The sequence below is a fragment of the Colwellia sp. 1_MG-2023 genome (assembly GCF_030546755.1).
Classification (GTDB): domain Bacteria; phylum Pseudomonadota; class Gammaproteobacteria; order Enterobacterales; family Alteromonadaceae; genus Thalassotalea_H.
On the sequence record NZ_JAUOPE010000004.1, the window covers coordinates 114,389 to 132,259 of the forward strand.

Sequence of the window (17,871 nt, forward strand, 5' to 3'; positions counted from 1 at the left end):
AAAATCCATAATGAATCTTAGCTAATTTAAACACTAACAAGGATTTTCAAGCCGAGGTATTACACTTTAGTCTAGATCGCACAAATAAAGTTAGCCTTTAGCGGATAAATGCACTACAAACATAGATATAACAATGACTGAAAAGATAATTATGGATACTGATTTAGCTGAAATTTCTGCTTTTGTGCAAACGATTCCTCCTTTTGACCAGCTCCCTCCTGTGCTACTAGGAAAAGTCGTTCATGCGATCAGCATTTGTTATCTTCAACAAGATGAACCTTTGCCTCCTGCAAATTGTGCAGTTAATCCATTATTTATCATACGAAAAGGCGCGTTAAATTATCGTGACTCATTAGATGAATTATTAGGGAAATACGGTGAGGGAGATTTATGTACAGTGTTTTGTCAAACACCTTTGTCGTCTGAAATAGCAGTACATACTGAGGAAGACACACTGCTATATAGTATTGATTATCAAGAACTTGAGCTCTTAGTTGCAGATTACCCCGCGGTGCTGAATTTTTTTATTCACAGCGCAGAGCAACGACTGAATAATAAAATGAGTCAAATTAATGAAGACGCGATTATTGCCTCCTCTTTATTAAATACCAGCATAAGTCAGTTTTATCACAGTCCGGTTGAGACCATTGACCAGCATTGCACTATTCAAGATGCGGCGATTAAAATGACTGAACGTAAATTTTCTTGTTTGGTAATCGTTAACAATCATGCCCAAGGCGATACCTCTAGCCCTCAGCCGATAGGTATAGTTACTGACAAAGATTTACGACAACGTTGTATCGCTAAAGGGCTTGATTTTAAGCAACCTGTGAGCACCATAATGACGAAAAACATGTTGACGATAAAACATAACAGTAGTGCTTACGACGCCTTAATGTTGATGACAGCAAAGCGTATTCATCATTTACCTGTGATGAAAAAAAATAGATTGCATGCCATGGTAACTATCACGGACTTAATGAATAACGAGAGCCAAAATGCCGTCAATTTAACGCATATTATTCGTAAGGCAAAAAATATAGATGAGCTTGTTGAAACTAGTTTGTTATTACCTAAGTTACAAATTCGTATGGCTAAGTTAGGAACAACGGCCGATCATGTAGGTAAAAGTATTAGTGCGATTACCATGGCATTTACTATCCGTTTAATTGAATTGGCAGAGCAAAAACTTGGTCAAGCGCCGGTTCCTTATGCATGGTTAGCAGCAGGTTCACAAGCGAGGCAAGAGCAATTTGCTCACTCGGATCAGGATAACGCCTTAATTATTGCTGATAATATGAAACCAGAAGATGACCAATGGTTTGAACAATTAGCGCGGTTCGTTTGTGATGGACTGGCTAAATGCGGTTTTATTTATTGTCCTGGCGACATTATGGCGACGAATCCGAAATGGCGACAACCGCAAAAAAAATGGCATGAATATTTTAGTCAGTGGGTAGAAACCCCAAGCCCTAAAGCCTTGTTAAACAGTAGTGTGTTTTTTGATTTAACGACGGTTCATGGTGATATTACTTTACTTGAACAGGTACGAGAACGTTTACTCAATAAAACCCAAGGTAATACATTATTTTTAGCGCATCTTTCAAAAAATGCGTTAATGCATCGTCCACCCCTTGGGTTCTTTCGAGACTTTGTGTTGGTTAAAAATGGTGAAAATAAAAAAGTACTCGACTTAAAGCACAATGGTATTGCTCCCATTGTTGATTTAGCACGAATTTACGCGTTAAGTGAAGGTGTTTCAGCTACCAATACCATAGAACGGTTACAACAAGTAGCCGGTTCGCCATCGTTAACAAAAGCGTCAGCAGCCAATTTAATTGATGCGTATGAATTTTTAGGTTTATTACGAATGGAACATCAGGCAAAAAAACTACAAATTAATGAGCAACCAGATAATTATCTAGTACCCAAACATATTTCAAAGCTTGAACGTGAACATTTAAAAGATGCTTTTAAAGTGATCAAAACCCTTCAAGACAGTCGTCAGTCTGCTTATTGATATCGAGCTATTATGTTAAGTCATCACCCTCTGTTTAAATGGCTCATCGGTTATGAAATTGAACGAAAGCGCAACTTATTGCTCGCGCCATCTGGTCCGCTGAAAGACTTTCTCTCGGTGCCATTTCCTGATGTGCATAGTGTCTTTCATGAAGCGAATATTTTAGCAGTCGACTTTGAAACAACCGGCTTAGATGCCGTACAGGATAAGTTACTTAGTGTTGGCTTTGTTGAAATGTCACAACAGCAAATAAAACTGAATACTTGTTATCATCAAATTATTAATACCAAGCAAAAGCTTAAGGCGAATAACGTGGTGATCCATCAAATTACCGATCAACAACAGCAAAAGGGGCAACCTTTAGAAGTGGTAGTTGAAGCGTTATTAAAGGCATTGGCAGGCAAAGTGATGCTAGTGCATTATGCCCGTATTGAGCGAGAGTTTCTTCAGCAGGCATGCCTTGAATTATATGGCGTGGCGCCGTCATTTCCAATCATAGATACCTTGGCTATTGCCAAACGTCGATTAGATAAAAAAGACGTTGCTTATGATCCGTCAGAATTGAGGTTAGGCGCGTTAAGAAAACGATATCATCTTCCTCAATATTTTGCTCATAATGCCCTCAATGATGCGATAGCTACCGCCGAATTATTGTTGGCTCAAACTTGTCATTTTTCAAATAAAACACGGTTAAAAGAATTTTTATTGTAAACGCCTAACTTGTGCTGATAAGAGAAGAAAATCAGAGCGTTAGTTCCACTATTTTGAACGTGCAAGTTAGATGGTTTTCCGTTATTATTTCTGCCAATCAAACGGTAATCTAACAAGGAAAGTTGATGGGGATTGGTGTAAAAAATTTAGCAAAACGTGAACAGGTATTTATGCGCAAGGTAATCTTGGTTGGAAGCATAGTGTTATCGTTATTGTGTGCGATTGGCGTGACCTTGATGATAATAATCGCGCCAAATGAAAATCTGTCTGAGGCTCTATTTCAAATTTTCACTGCCCTTGCTATCCCCTTATGTTTCTCCTTTTATTTGTTGAAGGGATATTTTCAAAAATCGACAAAAAATGCATAACAACATAAATAAAAATGATACATAAACATTAACGAGGAGCGTGTATGGATGAGTTTATGCTTGGTGGATTAATTGTTTTATTTACTGCCGTTTTGCCTTGTTTAGTTTTGGGTTTTCTTATTGCCTTTCAGGGGCGTCGAGGCTTAATTTCTGGTTGGCAGGAAGATAAAATATCTGATCCAGAAAAAGGCGGTAGAATTATCGGCACAAGTTTAATGGTGATGGCGGTGTTATTAGCAATTGTCACCTTGTTGTGGTTTTTACATTTTTTCACCGAAGATGAACTCGTTTATTTTATCCTACCTTGTGCTTTAGTGCCGATAGTTGCGTCATTTTACGTAAAAATAAAGTTAAAAATTCGTTGAAGTTTATCTTGGCTACAAAAGGCTGTTTGTTGTAAGTTAGGAGAAATAAAACCGTTTTAACTTATTTACAGGGAATCATTATGAATAAATTACTCCATATCATTATTGCTTTATTATTACCGCCAGTGGCTGTGTTTTTAAAAAGTGGTGTTGGAAAAGACTTATTAATCAATATTATTTTATGTATCTTTTTTTATGTTCCAGGTATTTTACACGCGCTTTGGCTTATTACTAAAGACTAAGAAAGGCAAGTTATTCAATCATCTTGTTAGAACATCATTGTCGGAACATCGAGCTGTTTTTAGCAGGGATATAAAGGGATAATCTCTTGAGTTTAGTTAATAATTTTAAGATGATGTCGCTTTATAATCAGCGAATAAATAGGCAGTTAATGCATTGCTGCCTACCATTACCCGTTAAGGTGCTTGAGCAAGACAGCCAGTCTTTTTTTACAAATATTATCAGCTATTGGAATCATCTACTTTTTGGTGATTTAATTTTGTTAACACGTTTAGCGCATCACAACATTGGACAATTGGCGCTCACAGATTTTGCGAGTTTTCCTTCACCTAAATTTCCTCAAGATATTTACTATCAAGAGTTACCTCAACTCAACATGTGTCGGCAGCAATTGGATGAATTAATTATTCGTTTTTGTCAAAAATTAACAGATAACGAGTGTGAGCAAGCTATTTCATACACGACGACTGAAGGCGAACTGTTAACCAAAAGAGTAGGGGATGTGATCCAACATCTCTTTAATCATCAAACACACCATCGTGGGCAATTAAGTTGTGTGTTAAGTCAATGTGGGGTGGACTATGGTTGTATGGATCTTCCTGTGATAGTTCCTGAAGGAAGTCATTGTCAGCACTAATTTCAATGAAAAGTTAATCAAATGAGAGATGAATTAAGAACGAAAATTATCGAGGTTTGCGAAGAAAAAATTGCGAAAAAAGGGTCGAATGTCGGTTTGTCTTTTTATGCTTTCTTTGCCAATAAAAATGACAGGCCTGATCTCTTAATGGAAGTAGCTACGTGGTGGATACAAACCCATCAGCTAGATCACTTTGTTAAAGCTGAAAAAATTAAAACTATGATTGAAAAGGGAATGTAGCGTAACCTGCGTTTCTACTTCTTGAAATTATGTTTAGCGTTTTATAATAAGGACGAATAATGTCAGAATATTTTGCCAACATTTCTTGGGAAAGGCAGCCGGACGAAAAATACCTAGACAATCAATATAGCCGAGGTCACGAATGGGCTTTTGATGGTGGTGCAAAGGTACGCGCTTCGTCATCGCCTCATATTGTACCAATCCCTTATTCGGTGGCAGAATATGTTGATCCGGAAGAAGCTTTTATTGCCTCTTTATCCAGTTGTCACATGCTATTCTTTTTATCTATCGCGGCGAAAAACAAATGTGTTGTTGATTCTTATGTCGATAACGCGGTTGGTCAGATGAACAAAGATTCGACTGGAAAAATTTCGATGACCAAAGTCACGTTAAAGCCTTTCGTGGTGTTTTCTGGTGACAAACAACCAACGAAAGAGCAATTAACAAAAATGCATCATCAAGCTCATGAGCAATGTTTTATCGCCAATTCAGTGAAAACAGAAGTGGTTACTGAAATTATCACGAAATGACTGTCAAATCATGAAGCAAGCTATTGTTGGTTATCATTTAGATGAAAATGCTGATTGGGTGGCGGAGTTAGCTTGTGATCATTTTCAACATGTCAGACACCAACCGCCATTTATTAATCGTCCCTGGGTGATCACTGAACATGGAAGAAATGCCATGTTAGGTCAAGCATTGGTCTGTAAAAAATGTGATGAAAAGGCACCAAAAGATAAGGTTTAATCAACGATTTACGGGTTGATGTTACGTATATGGCTCACTGCTTAATCAGTGAGCCATTTATGAATACTACCTATAGATATTATGGATTTGCCGATAACGACAAGGTAACGCCTGAAGCACTGCTATAACCATATATATCGATATACCAAGTGCCTGCTGATGGATTGTTAAACGAACAGGTTTCATTATTGCCGTTTTTCCATGGACGACAATCCCAGTTGTTAGTGGTCGACTGCGAGCCAAAGTTAATATATAAATCAGCATCGCCCGTACCACCAGAGATTGAAATGTCCATATCTGCATAGCCTGCAGGTAAATTGTAGGTATAACGTTTCCAAGCAGATTGTCCAACTGAAACACCACTAACGCTCTCATAAATTGGATCAAGTCCACCGGTGCTACCTTGGTAACTTCCCGTTAAAGTCACACCACTAATTTGATTCCATGCTTGAACCATTACGTAATACGTACCCGCTTGCACATTTGAGATATTACAGGTTTCACTACTGGTTGCTGTGGTACTACTACAATCAGATGATGACAAAGAAGGTGCACTGCCAAATTTCACATAAAGATCTGCGTCTCCAGAGCCTCCTGTTGTAGTAAATGTTAAGTTGGTTGCGCCAGCTGGTACATCAAGTGTGTAAAACATTTCAGCTTTTTCAGCACCAGAAATTCCAGTTTTAGCTACACCATTTTGTAACACTTCAGTTGTATTACCTGTGGTTGGACATGCGCCTACACCGACCGCACACCAAGCGGTTTCTACCGCTGTTTTTTCTCCAGCGCCATATAAGTCAGCCGCTGCTTGTGCGGTTGCACTTCTTGCTCCTGCAAAGTTAGTGCTTTGATTCATATACGTAGTTAAAGCGCGATAAAAAATTTGTTCGGCTTTTAATAAGCCAATACCATTTACGGTTGCATTAGATTTATTGCGAGGGTGTTGTCCGCCATCAGTTAACAAAGCAAAAGCTAAATTAGCTATCCCTGAATTACCGTGAACACCACCTTGATCATTGTTGTTATTTGGGTTGCTGACATAAGGAATACGCTCTGGCCACCAATCTTTAGAATAATTATCTTGAGTTGGATTTTTCATATAGCGCATAGCATCGCCACTGACTCCAGGGGTATAACTTTCTTCCGCTAATAACCAATCGGCTTGCGTTGTATTATCACGATACGCCTTAGCTGCTACACCTAAAATGTCAGACCAAGCTTCATTTAATGCGCCTGAAGCATTGTTATAAATAAGGTTGGCCGTATGTTGAGTAACCCCATGTGTTAGTTCATGACCAATAACATCGAAACTTAAGGTTAAGTCATCTAATACTTGTCCATCGCCATCGCCGTACATCATTTGGCTACCAGTCCAATAAGCATTTGCAACGTTATTGCCTAAATGCACACTAGAAATCATCGTCATGTCATTATTATTGATACCATTTCGATTAAAGCGGCTTTTATAATAATCGTACACTTTAGACGCGCCATCATGAGCACGTTGTGCCGATGCGTCACCACAGCTTTGATTGTTGGTACACAGTAGCTGACCTGGTGCCGCCGATTGACTCTGATTTTGTAATGTATACGAGCGCCAATTTTTTGCAGAATGCACTTGTGCATGACGCGTTAATAACGTGAATGAGCTTGCGTCAAAATATAAAATATCGCGGCCAAAATCTTCACCACCATTGTCCCACGTGACTTCTACTTGCCAAGCCAGTTTTGTTTCTTCACTTAATGGCAAATATACATAAGCTTGAACAGGGGTAGAGGTCACTTCGCCAAATTCTTGTGCAAGTTCAATGATACGCTCGCTCGTGTTTGTTGCACTTAGGCTAGCTTTGTTTTTAGTGTTTATTGGCTCAGCATGTGCAATAACACCGGAGATCGCATAAATTTCGCTTTTACCGATATTTCGTTGTAGCCCTTTTAAAGCACGATTTGATTTAGCATGAATGGTTACATTGGTACCAAAGACTTCAATACCATTAATTTTTTGGGTTAATTGCGTGTGATTTTGACCCAATTCATCTTGCCATTTTCTTTTGATAATAAATGAATTATTACCGGCTAATGGGGTTTTTGAATAATTTGATAACACACTGTGGATATCTTTCATGTTAAATGTTTCGCCAATTGTGCCGAGTTTTCCAGATGAAAACATAGGTTGGCCGTTATTTGTTTTTGCTTGAATACCGTCTGAATTAGCCGCAAATGTAGTCGGAGAAAGTGAAACCGACATTGCTACTAACAGGTAATTGAGGTGTTTAATTTTCATAAATCTCTCTTATTTTTAGTTAATTATTATTGTTAACTCGTTTAGTACGAGTATTAACACCATAATAAAAACTTAAAATTTAACAAATATTAAACAATAATTTAACAAAAAATAAACAATGAGGCTTGAAACATTTCTTTACACTTACTTTTAAAGCTTTGTATTTAAATAATAATTTTTTTTGATTTATGTCCAAAATTGCATTTAACGCTAATCGGTTAGTTTTTACAAAATTGTTAACGAATAAGTGTAACAATCTCGTTAGGGAAGAGTGGATTAGCTGAATTCGAGTCTCGACCTAATATGGAAAAATTAGCAGGGAAAAATCAGTAGGGTAAAATTAAAGGGCTCGCAAGCCCTTTAATGATTTTAGGGTATGCAATACAGTAGTCTTAACTTGTCTGTCATATTCGATTAATCGAACTCAATCAAATATGACAGTCGCATACGTGCCAATAGCAGACGTTAAATTTACTTAATATAACTAATGTTTATGGTCTGCTTTGCCACCAAAGCGGTCATTCAAACACTATAAATAGAGCTAGCTATGTAGCCTTTTTTGAAATGTCTAACATGTTGTTTTTTTATTCAAAAAAGGGGATATTTCTGATAATCTGAATTATCGGAAATAAATGCTTATTTGTAGATTAATAACTAAAAGGGATTTAAATATGCGCCCCCACCTAATAATTACAATTATATCCACTCTATTTATATCTAGTTGTGGTGAATCTAAAGAAATATCAACCTCTAAGCTTCAGGATAGAAACGGCGTATTTTTTGAAGTTGGATCACAAACACCATTTACAGGAGTTGCGATTCAATACTTTACTAACAAACAAGTTCACCATAAAACACAATATAAAGATGGCAAAAGAGATGGCTACTTTGAGCGATGGTATAGTAACGGTATGCAAGAATATGCTCTATATTACAAAGGAGGTGAATTTAATGGTAACTATAAACAGTGGTATAAAAACGGCGCTCTTGCGATAGAGGCAGAGTTTGTTGCTGGTAAAATTATCACCGAAAAGGTATGGTCTAAAGAAGCTTTATTACTGAGTGATTTGGTCGCATTAGATGAAAATGGGGATAAATTAAATCACCCATATAAAGAATTGAAATGTGTTTTAGATATTAAAAATAATATGGTTTGGGATGTATCTCACCTTCATGGTGATTACTCAAAAGCAGAAAGTCACTTACTTATACAAAATAAAAATAAAACATGTGGATGGAATGATTGGAGAATCCCTACTACAAGAGAATTTTTTGACGGACAAGGTATACCAAACTCAACTACTCATAAGGAATTTAGCTCTAATTTCTTTGGTGATAAGGGGGAATATTGGACATCGACACCTTCAAAAAAATATTCTGACACACATGCTGGTCATAGTAGTCAATATAAAGAGTATTCCGAAAATATTGATAAGAAAACATATTCAAACTACATAATGTATGCTCGAAGCACATCTAACTAACATAAATAAACCGTCGATAAAATATATTATCGGCGGTTTTTTCTTACTTGTTCCACTATTGAACTGTGATTAGTATTCAAGACGGCAGCTATGAGCTTGGAGCAGACCGTTAGGTTTCAAGCTTTTTAACTTCCGCTTTAGGCCCTAAACGGAAGTATATAGATCTTTTCCTGTACTTCCGGTGTTCGCTCATAACTGCCTATCAGATAAACTGTAAGACCAGATATGAGCGAGTACATATTAATGTAGTCGGTTTTACTTTAACGTTTCAAAAGTAAATTCTTTTGGTGGCTTAGCGCCCATTAAGTGTTCAACAAAATAATCCCAACGTTTGCGCATCATAAAAGGTTCACGAGCAAAACCATGACCGCGATTAGGTAGCATAATCATGTCGAAATCTTTATTTGCTTCAATTAACGCATTCACCACTTCTAACGTATTATTGGGGTGCACATTAGTATCGCTTGTGCCATGGGCAATGAGTAATTTACCGGTTAAATTTTTTGCGATTAATTGATTCGCTTGGCTGTCGTAATTACTTTCACCCAGTTCGTTTTCCGTGGCTAAACCATGAAATTTTTCACCCCATTCATCGGCGTAGTTTCTATTATCATGATTACCGGCTTGAGAAACGGCGACACGATAAAAATCAGGATAAAGTAAAAGGGCGCGAGTTGAAGCAAAACCACCGCCAGAATGCCCCCAAATACCGACATTTGAATCGTCAATCCAAGAATACTGCTGAGCTAATTGTTTGATCGCTGCAACTTGATCAGGAATGCCACTGTCGCCCATATTTCCGTAGTAAAACTCATGAAAGCTTTTTGATCGCCCTGGTGTACCCAGTGCATCAATTTCAATCACAATAAAACCTAATTCGGCAATGGCTTGGTTATCGCCTCTCGCGTCTCTGAAATGACGACCACGGATACTACCTACTTGCGGGCCAGGGTATAAATAATTGACGACAGGATAAGATTTTTTTGCGTCGAAATTAGCAGGTTTATACAGTAATCCATGAATGTCGTGTTGACCATTTCTGTCTTTAACAACAAACGGGGTCGGCGCTTGCCAACCGGTTTGCTCTAGTTTGGAAATATCCATAGTTTCAACAGCAAAACTTTGACCATTTTCAGTGCTTCTCACATAACTTTGCTCAGCTTGGTTGTAGGTTGAAACACGATCGAGAAAATATTGCCCATTGTCGGCTAATGTAATTCGGTGATGCTGCTTTTCAGGTGTTAATAATTTTAGATTTGAACCATCTTTATTCACACTATAAAGATAATGAAAATATGGGTCGCCACCTTCTTTACCGGCACCGGTGAAAATTAATTTACCAGTGTCAGTGTCAACATGAAGTAGAGAAACTACCGTCCAATCTCCTTGAGTAATTTGTTTTTTAACCTTGCCTGATTCGAGATCAATTAAATATAAATGTCCCCAATCTGAACGTTGCGAAAACCAAATAACCTCATTCGTTTTTTCCAAATATTGCCAACTGATGCCTTGTACGCCAGACTCGAAAAAACTCTCTTCAGTTTCAGTAAAAATGGTTTTCACTTTTCCTGTATTCGCATTAGCGATACGTAATGTAGCCTGCTTATGATCACGAGAAGAAGAAACAAAGGCAAAACTATTACTGTCTTCTGCCCAGTCGATATCTAATAAACTTCCGTCACGGCCTGCAACATGATCGGTAATGGTTGACCGATGATCATCGGGTGCCATATCAAGCGGGATCACTTTGGCTTTTTCTATATCGATAATCACACGATGAATTTTAAAAATATGTTCATCACCGGGTAAGGGATATTTCCAAACATCAATTTTTGGATGACCAACGGCACTTGAAACGATTGCCATTTCGCCGACATTTCTGCTGTCATGTTTGAAAGTGGTAAGTTTTTTTGAGTCGGGAGACCATTTTACCACCGGCGTTGCACGTCGCACCCAGCCTGCGTTATTGGTTGAGTAACCAAAATCTTCAATGCCATCAGTGGTTAGTGGTGTTTTTTTGTTCGTGGCAATATCACGTAACCATAAATTATGGTTTTGAATAAAAACCGCTTGTTTACCGTTTGGGGCTAATAATTCATTGGATGCTTTTGCTAATTTATCTTTTTGACACAAATATCGCTGTATATCACAACGGTAATCTTCTTTTTTAATTGATAGGGTAATTACGTTTTGCTCAGAAAAATTAACGGTAGTGAAGGGTAAATCATTTTGATTGATATCACTTTCTGTAATGCGGGCGAGTGCTTCGGCCAATTTTTGATGATCGAAAGCCAAAGATTTTTTATTATTATTTGCGTCAAGGCGATAAAATCTATTGCCCTCTTGTGTGCGGCTGCGATAGTAAAGCACATTTTCATTCGACCAATGTGGATATTCAACTGTGCCAGTCACTAATTTTTTTGTGGTAGCAGAAAGTTGTTTTTCAGCTTGTTGGTAATCCTCTTTCGTTAATTGTTTTGCTTGGATTAACCCTGTAGTGAACAACGTTAAGGCAGTGATAGAGAATAGTTTTTTCATAAAAACAACCTTTTTATTATATTTTAATAGCGCATAATTTTGCTGGTAGAGCCTAACATAATCCTGCTAGTTTTTTGGTTAACCATACGATAAAGCATCAATAATTTAAGGTAAAATACGACTACAGGCTCAACTTTTTACGACTAAAGTCTAACGATAAAATCAACAAATGTAGACTTAGGTCTAATTCCTAAAATTCTTCTAACTCTCTACCGTATTAAACATAAAAATTATAAGCACTAAAAAATAAAGCCAAAGGATTGTTTTGTTTTCTTTCTAAGGCTGACAAAAAAACTACGGGGAAAGTGAAATGTTAAACGGAAAAAAAAGCCTGTTGGCAACCAGTTTATTGTTTTTAGCAGGTTCAGCGAATGCAGGTTATTCAATTCAAGTAAATGACACAGATACCATTACATTTGGCGGTTATATTCAAGGTGATATTCGTTATATCGATGGTAATGCCGCATCAACGTTAACTAATGATGATTTTTGGATCGGCCATGTCGTTAAAGACGAAATTTCTAACACTCGATTTCATGCGGATTCTACACGCTTTAACACTAAGTACGTGAGTGGGGATATTACCGGTTTCATCGAGTTTGATTTATTTGGTGGCGGCGGTAATGAAAGGTTAACTAACTCACGTCATCCACGTTTAAGACATGCGTTTATCAAATATAAAAACTGGACTGTAGGCCAAACATGGTCAACGTTTGTTAACACAAGTGCAATCGCAGAAGCGGCTGATTTTGGTGGTCCATTAGTGGCATCTGCCTTTATTCGTCAAGATTTAGTACGTTACACCAATGGCGGTTTTCAAGTTTCAATTGAAAACCCAGAATCTTACGGAGGATATGTAGGTGCCGGAGGGTATGGTTCAAAAGATTCTATGCCAGATGTGATTGGTAAATACACTTTTAAAGGTGACTGGGGTAATGTTTCAGTTGCTGCCGTAGCTAAACAACTTGAAACTGCAATGGGAGAGTCCGAATCAGCGTTTGGTTATGGTGTTGCTGGTCGAATTAATACCGTTGGCAAAGATGATTTACGTTTTCAATTTCATGGCGGTAATACCGGACGCTATGTAGGTGCGGCGGCTGCGACTGATTTAGTTGGTGAGGAAGTTGAAGAAACAACATCATTTTTAGTGTCTTACCGTCACTTTTGGACAGAAGATCTTCGTTCAAACTTCTTCTACGGTAATACCCAAACCGAAGAATCAGATAGAGATCGCACCCATTGGGGAGTCAATATTTTTAAAGCTATTACGCCGAAACTTTCTTATGGGGTTGAAGTGGGTAACTTTGACGCAGAAGACCTTGAAGCCGACTCAAATTATGCACAACTTTCTGTGAAATATGTTCTATAACAAAATTTAATGTTCAACCTTGCGTTAGTTAACCTCAATATTTTGAGGTTACTTTGGGGAAGCGTTATTGCTTCCCCTTTTTTAATGTATATTGGAAACTGTAAATAACTTGTTAATTATCAATATCTCATCGCAAAATTTTACAATTATTTATTGGCTAAATTTATAAATATGAACGAATATAAGAGGGGTCAATATTTTTCACAATAGATAAAACGACAATTAAGTTTTGTTAAATAGTTAAGGATAAATTGTTTACATGGATATCACTAATAATGAAGTGACTTTTTCTTCATCTGAGCAGCTTGTTTCTATTACAGATCTTCAAGGGGTAATACAATATGCCAATGCGGACTTTTGCCGCGTAGCTGGTTACAGCATTGAAGAGCTTATGGGGCAACATCATAATATTGTTCGCCATCCCGATATGCCTAAAGCAGCTTTCGCTGATTTATGGCAAAAATTGAAACGTGGTGATTCTTGGCGTGGCATGGTGAAGAATCGCTGTAAAAATGGTGATTATTATTGGGTTGATGCCTATGTAACCCCTTTATATGAAAATGACCAAATTGTTGGTTACCAGTCGGTACGAACTTTACCTAGTCAAAAAGAAAAAGCTTCTGCACAAGCATTATACGATGCGTTAAATCAAGATAAAAACAATCGAGAATTTTCAACCAATATTCATGTTAAACGAATTTTGGCGGCAGTAATTTGTGTAATGTCATGTGGTTATTTGGCTTATGCTTTTTCATTGCTGGCTGCATTTATTATGTTGTTCACCTTGCTAGGGCTTGTTTTGATTTTTAACGACGAGTTAATTTTGTTGCCTGCGAAAATTTCTGAAACAAAAACCAATTATGACAGTCCGTCTCGATTGATATTTTCAGGAAAAGGCATTTTTGGCTTACTGAATTACCCAAACCTTTTACAGCAAGCAAAGGTTCGAACCATTTTAGGTCGAGGAAATGACACAGGGAAAAGTTTACTTTATTTAGCTGAACAGTTGAAAAGTACTTCAAATAAAACCTTAGAAGGATTGTTTGAAGAAAATTCACAACTGAACCAATTGGCAACTGCTATTAATGAAATGACAGCAACTATAGATGAAGTCAGTCAAAATACTGCTGGCGCTCATGACAAAGTAGTTTTTATTCAAGATGAAAGTACAAAAACTATTGCAACCATAGAAAACAGCGAACGTAAAATCATCCATCTTGCTTCTGAAGTTGAAAGAGCGGCAAACTCGGCAAATAGCTTAGTTGAAGATGCCAATAAAATATCGACGATTATGTCTGAAATTGAAGGCATTGCCGATCAAACCAATTTACTGGCGCTTAATGCGGCAATCGAGGCGGCGAGAGCTGGCGAACAAGGCCGAGGATTTGCGGTAGTTGCAGATGAAGTTAGAACCTTAGCGAGTAGAACGCAATCGGCGACGGAGCAAATTAGGGGCTCTGTGGTTGAGCTGCAAAATACTTTACAGCAGTGGAGTCAAGTTATGTTGGCGAGTCGTGATGATGCTGAAAACTGTGTGGATGATTCAAAGTTATCAAAAGAAAGCATGGAAAACATTAAAGCTATGATGGATGACATAACCGATGTTACCGCGCAAATTGCAACCGCCTCTGAAGAACAAAGTGCCGTTGCCAACGAAATTAATAAAAGCGTGCATCATATTGATAGTATTTCTAAAGAAAATGTTAGCAACGCAGAACAAGTAAATGAACATGGCGAAAATGTTACAGAAAAAGCACAAGAAATAGAAAAATTAAGTTCTACTTTTCGATAAAATTGACCCGTTATAAAGTATAGGATTTTTTCTTAGCGTTATTTTACCTAGCAAAGATTTTTACTGTGACCTTAGGGCGTGTTGAACTTTCGCGATGATTTTTGCAACAGTTTGTTTGGTATTTATACAAAGCATTGCGAATGATATGTGGTTATTCCACCTCAATGAGCAAAAATGTAGTAGAAATGACAAACAAACGTTGCCCGAAGGGTTCAATTAAAAGCTATTTTTTATTCGTTGTTCGCTATTTACATGGAACAACCATGCTACTTAACTCACGCCTTGAATAAATGACTTTTATTTTGAACAAAATTTAACCTCGAAAGATCAACACGCCCTATTGTCGGTATAGTGTCGGGGATATGTCGTAACCGACACTGCCAGTAAATTGTATCTTGGTTGTTTTAAGTGAAGAGGTAATTTTATGATTCTAAAAGAACTACGCATTAGTCGTCATCTTTCTCAGGAGCAATTAGCACAGATGTCGGGATTGAATGTTCGCACCATTCAAAGAATTGAGAGTGGAAATAATGCCAGTTTAGAATCGTTAAAGTGTCTCGCCGCTGCCCTAGACGTTGATATGTCAACGCTAAATCAGGAGAAATTTACGGTGAACAAACAATCTGATAATTGGAAAACCTTACCTATATTATTAAAACTATGGTTTATTTTTAATTTTTTAGAAACACGCCCAAGCAGAAAGTCTGCCGAAAGAGTGGAAATAGTTGGTCACCTCTTTGGCTTTTTATTCTGCTGTCTTGGCTTAATTAATGAAGCGGCACTTTCGGGTGGAGTAATACTACTATTTATTGCTTATCTTTATCACTTCTTAAAGCGCCAAGGCGATAAATACGGTATTTGGTATGATAATTAGTGCTCATAATAGCTAATTTAAAGGTGAGCAGTGCGATTTACAGCAGTGCTCAACTAATATGATAACTTATTAAGGAATGACTATGTCAAATGGTTGGAAATGCCCAAAATGCGATTGCCAAGAATATGAAACAGACACCATTGCAACAACGGGCAGTGGTTGGTCAAAAATTTTTGATATGCAAAATCGAAAGTTTACGGCGGTAATTTGTTCAAACTGTACTTATACCGAGTTTTATCGTGGCAAAACGAGTACGTTAGGTAATGTTTTTGATTTATTTACGCATTAATGAATATTGAGCAGTGTGATTGATTTACGTTCACTATTTAAGACTAAACATTCAACCTTACTGCTCCTCAATATCACCTTTGATGACTTGTTGGCGTTCTTGCTGATAAACATCATAACTTTTTTGATTAATGTCTCGTAAGCATTGTTCTTTTTCAGAACCAACATATTGATTACAGTGTGTTTCTTGTTGTTTTATACCAGCATTATATAATTCCTTTGCTGAACAACCACTCAATAGATATAAACCAATAACTGCAAGTAACAGGCTTTTAAATGACATAAAATTTCCTTAACTAGGTAACATTTATTTAGCTTAGAAGTGAGCAAGACAGAAAAGTTCATTGCTAATTTAGATAGCTGTCAAGTTTACTTGATTTGAAGTGTTAATTATTCAGGGAAAATACGGTAGACTACAGCTAATTTTTTAGCTTTGTGAAAATCTTATGTCATCTTCAGAACAACCCACAGTCAGTCAGCAAGATTCAATTGATTCTGAAAACACGACACATTTTGGCTACCAAACCGTTGAGAAAAACGAAAAAGAGTCGAAAGTGGCCAGTGTTTTTCATTCTGTCGCACAACAATACGATGTTATGAACGATTTAATGTCGTTTGGTATTCATCGCTTATGGAAACGATTTACTATTGATGCCAGTGGTGTAAGACCCGGTAATAAAGTATTAGATCTTGCCGGCGGAACTGGTGATTTAACCGCAAAATTTTCTAAGCTTGTTGGCCGTGAAGGCAAGGTGATTTTGGCTGATATTAATAGTTCTATGCTCAATGTTGGTCGCGATAAATTACGTGATAAAGGCTTAGTGCAAAATATCGAATATGTACAGGCCAACGCACAATATTTGCCGTTTGAAGATAATACCTTTGATATTATTACCATTGCTTTTGGCTTACGAAATGTTACCGATAAAGAAATGGCGTTGCGTTCAATGTATCGTGTTTTAAAACCGGGTGGTCGTTTACTTGTTTTAGAATTTTCTAAGCCCGAGCACGATATTATCAATAAAATTTATGATTTTTATTCATTTAATATTTTGCCGAAAATGGGTGATTTAGTTGCGAAAGATGGCGAAAGCTATCAATATTTAGCGGAATCTATTCGTATGCATCCAGATCAAGAAACCTTAAAAAGCATGATGGATGATGCGGGGTTTGAGCAAACCTCTTATAAAAACCTAACCGACGGTGTGGTTGCTTTACATAAAGGTTATAAATTTTAGTTTTTGTCAGTGAGTAAAGCTGAGTCAGAGAATATGAGCCAAATTATGCATCAACAAGTCCTTTGTTCGGTATTAGAAAAAATACTCAATAAAGCCTTGTCTTTAAATATTCATGGCTTGCAAGTATTAACACCGTTAGAGCAAAAAACCTTAACCCTTGAATTAGCTGAACTTGCCTTTCCGATTAGCTTCACGATAAATCAGCAAGCGATGTTAGTGACCACGTTAACTGAGCGAAGTGATTGCCAGTTAAAAACGAGTATTTCAACTTTGGTTGAATTACAAAAAGAGCAGCAACTCACTGAATTAATTAAACAAGGTAAACTTGATATCTTGGGTGATATTAAAGTGGCTCAACAATTTGCGAATGTCTTTGAACAATTAACCATTGATTGGCAATCAGAGCTTGCTCAACATATTGGTGATATTCCAACGTATAAATTGTCGCAATTTTCATTATGGTTAAATGATAAAATAACGTTTGCCAGTCAGCAAATTCAAGCAGATGCGAGTGAGTGGTTGGTACATGAAAAACGGTTAGTCGTTACTGAAAGTCAAATTTCGGCATTTAACCAACAAGTCAATGAAGTGACTCGTGAAGTGGCTGATTTAGAACAAAGGCTGGCAAAGTTATCCGCTAACGTCTTCAGCATTTCCAATCAGGAAAATTATTAAT

General features: G+C 37.3%; 19 protein-coding genes. 16 read left to right on the forward strand and 3 right to left on the reverse strand.

Translation table 11 applies throughout. From position 1 onward, the window contains the following. Positions 1-133: 133 nt before the first annotated feature. The 9 genes from Q4493_RS05960 to Q4493_RS06000 all read left to right on the forward strand — a co-directional run bounded on the left by Q4493_RS05960 (position 134) and on the right by Q4493_RS06000 (position 5,328). Positions 134-2,020, forward strand: coding sequence for a putative nucleotidyltransferase substrate binding domain-containing protein (locus tag Q4493_RS05960; protein ID WP_368506780.1), 1,887 nt, complete (start codon positions 134-136; stop codon positions 2,018-2,020). Between the two features lie 12 nt (positions 2,021-2,032). Continuing rightward, a complete protein-coding gene (locus tag Q4493_RS05965) occupies positions 2,033-2,731 on the forward strand; it encodes an exonuclease domain-containing protein (protein ID WP_303450269.1) in 699 nt (232 codons plus the stop codon). A 125-nt stretch (positions 2,732-2,856) separates the two neighbouring features. Beyond that, the gene (locus Q4493_RS05970) at positions 2,857-3,099 is read left to right on the forward strand and encodes a hypothetical protein (protein WP_303450271.1); all 243 of its coding nucleotides are present in this window, start codon (positions 2,857-2,859) and stop codon (positions 3,097-3,099) included. A gap of 44 nt (positions 3,100-3,143) precedes the next feature. Then, a complete protein-coding gene (locus Q4493_RS05975; protein WP_303450273.1) occupies positions 3,144-3,464 on the forward strand; it encodes a hypothetical protein in 321 nt (106 codons plus the stop codon). A 74-nt stretch (positions 3,465-3,538) separates the two neighbouring features. Next, positions 3,539-3,706 carry a YqaE/Pmp3 family membrane protein gene (locus tag Q4493_RS05980; protein ID WP_303450771.1) on the forward strand — a complete coding sequence of 56 codons (168 nt, stop codon included), beginning with the start codon at positions 3,539-3,541 and terminating at the stop codon, positions 3,704-3,706. Between the two features lie 86 nt (positions 3,707-3,792). Then, positions 3,793-4,341 carry a DinB family protein gene (locus Q4493_RS05985; RefSeq protein WP_303450276.1) on the forward strand — a complete coding sequence of 183 codons (549 nt, stop codon included), beginning with the start codon at positions 3,793-3,795 and terminating at the stop codon, positions 4,339-4,341. 21 nt (positions 4,342-4,362) lie between these two features. Beyond that, positions 4,363-4,581, forward strand: coding sequence for a DUF6500 family protein (locus Q4493_RS05990; protein WP_303450277.1), 219 nt, complete (start codon positions 4,363-4,365; stop codon positions 4,579-4,581). Between the two features lie 59 nt (positions 4,582-4,640). After that, on the forward strand, positions 4,641-5,111 hold the full coding sequence (locus Q4493_RS05995) for an OsmC family protein (RefSeq protein WP_303450279.1): 471 nt from the start codon (positions 4,641-4,643) through the stop codon (positions 5,109-5,111). A 10-nt stretch (positions 5,112-5,121) separates the two neighbouring features. Beyond that, complete coding sequence (locus tag Q4493_RS06000; protein WP_303450283.1) at positions 5,122-5,328, forward strand: DUF3565 domain-containing protein; 207 nt, start codon at positions 5,122-5,124, stop codon at positions 5,326-5,328. Between the two features lie 79 nt (positions 5,329-5,407). On the opposite strand, the gene Q4493_RS06005 is transcribed toward Q4493_RS06000, so the two are convergent. Next, positions 5,408-7,612, reverse strand: a complete 2,205-nt coding sequence (locus Q4493_RS06005; protein ID WP_303450286.1) for a M4 family metallopeptidase — start codon at positions 7,610-7,612, stop codon at positions 5,408-5,410. A 671-nt stretch (positions 7,613-8,283) separates the two neighbouring features. Here Q4493_RS06005 and Q4493_RS06010 point away from each other — a divergent pair. Next, the gene (locus Q4493_RS06010; protein WP_303450289.1) at positions 8,284-9,096 is read left to right on the forward strand and encodes a DUF1566 domain-containing protein; all 813 of its coding nucleotides are present in this window, start codon (positions 8,284-8,286) and stop codon (positions 9,094-9,096) included. A 255-nt stretch (positions 9,097-9,351) separates the two neighbouring features. Here Q4493_RS06010 and Q4493_RS06015 read toward each other — a convergent pair whose 3' ends face one another. Continuing rightward, complete coding sequence (locus Q4493_RS06015; protein WP_303450291.1) at positions 9,352-11,634, reverse strand: DPP IV N-terminal domain-containing protein; 2,283 nt, start codon at positions 11,632-11,634, stop codon at positions 9,352-9,354. Between the two features lie 310 nt (positions 11,635-11,944). On the opposite strand from Q4493_RS06015, the gene Q4493_RS06020 reads away from it, so the two are divergent. The 4 genes from Q4493_RS06020 (at position 11,945) to Q4493_RS06035 (ending at position 15,958) form a co-directional block, all read left to right on the forward strand. After that, a complete protein-coding gene (locus Q4493_RS06020; RefSeq protein ID WP_303450293.1) occupies positions 11,945-13,003 on the forward strand; it encodes a DcaP family trimeric outer membrane transporter in 1,059 nt (352 codons plus the stop codon). A 259-nt stretch (positions 13,004-13,262) separates the two neighbouring features. Continuing rightward, on the forward strand, positions 13,263-14,795 hold the full coding sequence (locus Q4493_RS06025) for a PAS domain-containing methyl-accepting chemotaxis protein (protein WP_303450296.1): 1,533 nt from the start codon (positions 13,263-13,265) through the stop codon (positions 14,793-14,795). 424 nt (positions 14,796-15,219) lie between these two features. Then, entirely contained in the window at positions 15,220-15,669 is a 450-nt protein-coding gene (locus Q4493_RS06030; protein ID WP_303450298.1) for a helix-turn-helix domain-containing protein, read from the forward strand. A gap of 82 nt (positions 15,670-15,751) precedes the next feature. After that, complete coding sequence (locus tag Q4493_RS06035; RefSeq protein ID WP_303450300.1) at positions 15,752-15,958, forward strand: zinc ribbon domain-containing protein; 207 nt, start codon at positions 15,752-15,754, stop codon at positions 15,956-15,958. A 57-nt stretch (positions 15,959-16,015) separates the two neighbouring features. Here Q4493_RS06035 and Q4493_RS06040 read toward each other — a convergent pair whose 3' ends face one another. Beyond that, positions 16,016-16,240, reverse strand: a complete 225-nt coding sequence (locus Q4493_RS06040) for a hypothetical protein (RefSeq protein WP_303450303.1) — start codon at positions 16,238-16,240, stop codon at positions 16,016-16,018. A 163-nt stretch (positions 16,241-16,403) separates the two neighbouring features. On the opposite strand from Q4493_RS06040, the gene ubiE reads away from it, so the two are divergent. Further along, positions 16,404-17,195: a bifunctional demethylmenaquinone methyltransferase/2-methoxy-6-polyprenyl-1,4-benzoquinol methylase UbiE gene (gene ubiE, locus Q4493_RS06045; protein WP_303450306.1), complete on the forward strand. Its 792-nt coding sequence runs from the start codon at positions 16,404-16,406 to the stop codon at positions 17,193-17,195. A 33-nt stretch (positions 17,196-17,228) separates the two neighbouring features. Then, the gene (locus Q4493_RS06050) at positions 17,229-17,870 is read left to right on the forward strand and encodes an SCP2 domain-containing protein (protein WP_303450309.1); all 642 of its coding nucleotides are present in this window, start codon (positions 17,229-17,231) and stop codon (positions 17,868-17,870) included. The last annotated feature ends 1 nt before the right edge of the window (position 17,871 follow it).

What these genes read in the sequence shown, in the direction of transcription:
- Q4493_RS05960 (WP_368506780.1), top strand. Translation starts at nt 134, where the DNA reads ATGACTGAAAAGATAATTATGGATACTGATTTAGCTGAAATTTCTGCT.
- Q4493_RS05965 (WP_303450269.1), top strand. Translation starts at nt 2,033, where the DNA reads ATGTTAAGTCATCACCCTCTGTTTAAATGGCTCATCGGTTATGAAATT.
- Q4493_RS05970 (WP_303450271.1), top strand. Translation starts at nt 2,857, where the DNA reads ATGGGGATTGGTGTAAAAAATTTAGCAAAACGTGAACAGGTATTTATG.
- Q4493_RS05975 (WP_303450273.1), top strand. Translation starts at nt 3,144, where the DNA reads ATGGATGAGTTTATGCTTGGTGGATTAATTGTTTTATTTACTGCCGTT.
- Q4493_RS05990 (WP_303450277.1), top strand. Translation starts at nt 4,363, where the DNA reads ATGAGAGATGAATTAAGAACGAAAATTATCGAGGTTTGCGAAGAAAAA.
- Q4493_RS05995 (WP_303450279.1), top strand. Translation starts at nt 4,641, where the DNA reads ATGTCAGAATATTTTGCCAACATTTCTTGGGAAAGGCAGCCGGACGAA.
- Q4493_RS06000 (WP_303450283.1), top strand. Translation starts at nt 5,122, where the DNA reads ATGAAGCAAGCTATTGTTGGTTATCATTTAGATGAAAATGCTGATTGG.
- Q4493_RS06005 (WP_303450286.1), bottom strand. Translation starts at nt 7,612, where the DNA reads ATGAAAATTAAACACCTCAATTACCTGTTAGTAGCAATGTCGGTTTCA.
- Q4493_RS06010 (WP_303450289.1), top strand. Translation starts at nt 8,284, where the DNA reads ATGCGCCCCCACCTAATAATTACAATTATATCCACTCTATTTATATCT.
- Q4493_RS06015 (WP_303450291.1), bottom strand. Translation starts at nt 11,634, where the DNA reads ATGAAAAAACTATTCTCTATCACTGCCTTAACGTTGTTCACTACAGGG.
- Q4493_RS06020 (WP_303450293.1), top strand. Translation starts at nt 11,945, where the DNA reads ATGTTAAACGGAAAAAAAAGCCTGTTGGCAACCAGTTTATTGTTTTTA.
- Q4493_RS06025 (WP_303450296.1), top strand. Translation starts at nt 13,263, where the DNA reads ATGGATATCACTAATAATGAAGTGACTTTTTCTTCATCTGAGCAGCTT.
- Q4493_RS06030 (WP_303450298.1), top strand. Translation starts at nt 15,220, where the DNA reads ATGATTCTAAAAGAACTACGCATTAGTCGTCATCTTTCTCAGGAGCAA.
- Q4493_RS06035 (WP_303450300.1), top strand. Translation starts at nt 15,752, where the DNA reads ATGTCAAATGGTTGGAAATGCCCAAAATGCGATTGCCAAGAATATGAA.
- Q4493_RS06040 (WP_303450303.1), bottom strand. Translation starts at nt 16,240, where the DNA reads ATGTCATTTAAAAGCCTGTTACTTGCAGTTATTGGTTTATATCTATTG.
- ubiE (WP_303450306.1), top strand. Translation starts at nt 16,404, where the DNA reads ATGTCATCTTCAGAACAACCCACAGTCAGTCAGCAAGATTCAATTGAT.
- Q4493_RS06050 (WP_303450309.1), top strand. Translation starts at nt 17,229, where the DNA reads ATGAGCCAAATTATGCATCAACAAGTCCTTTGTTCGGTATTAGAAAAA.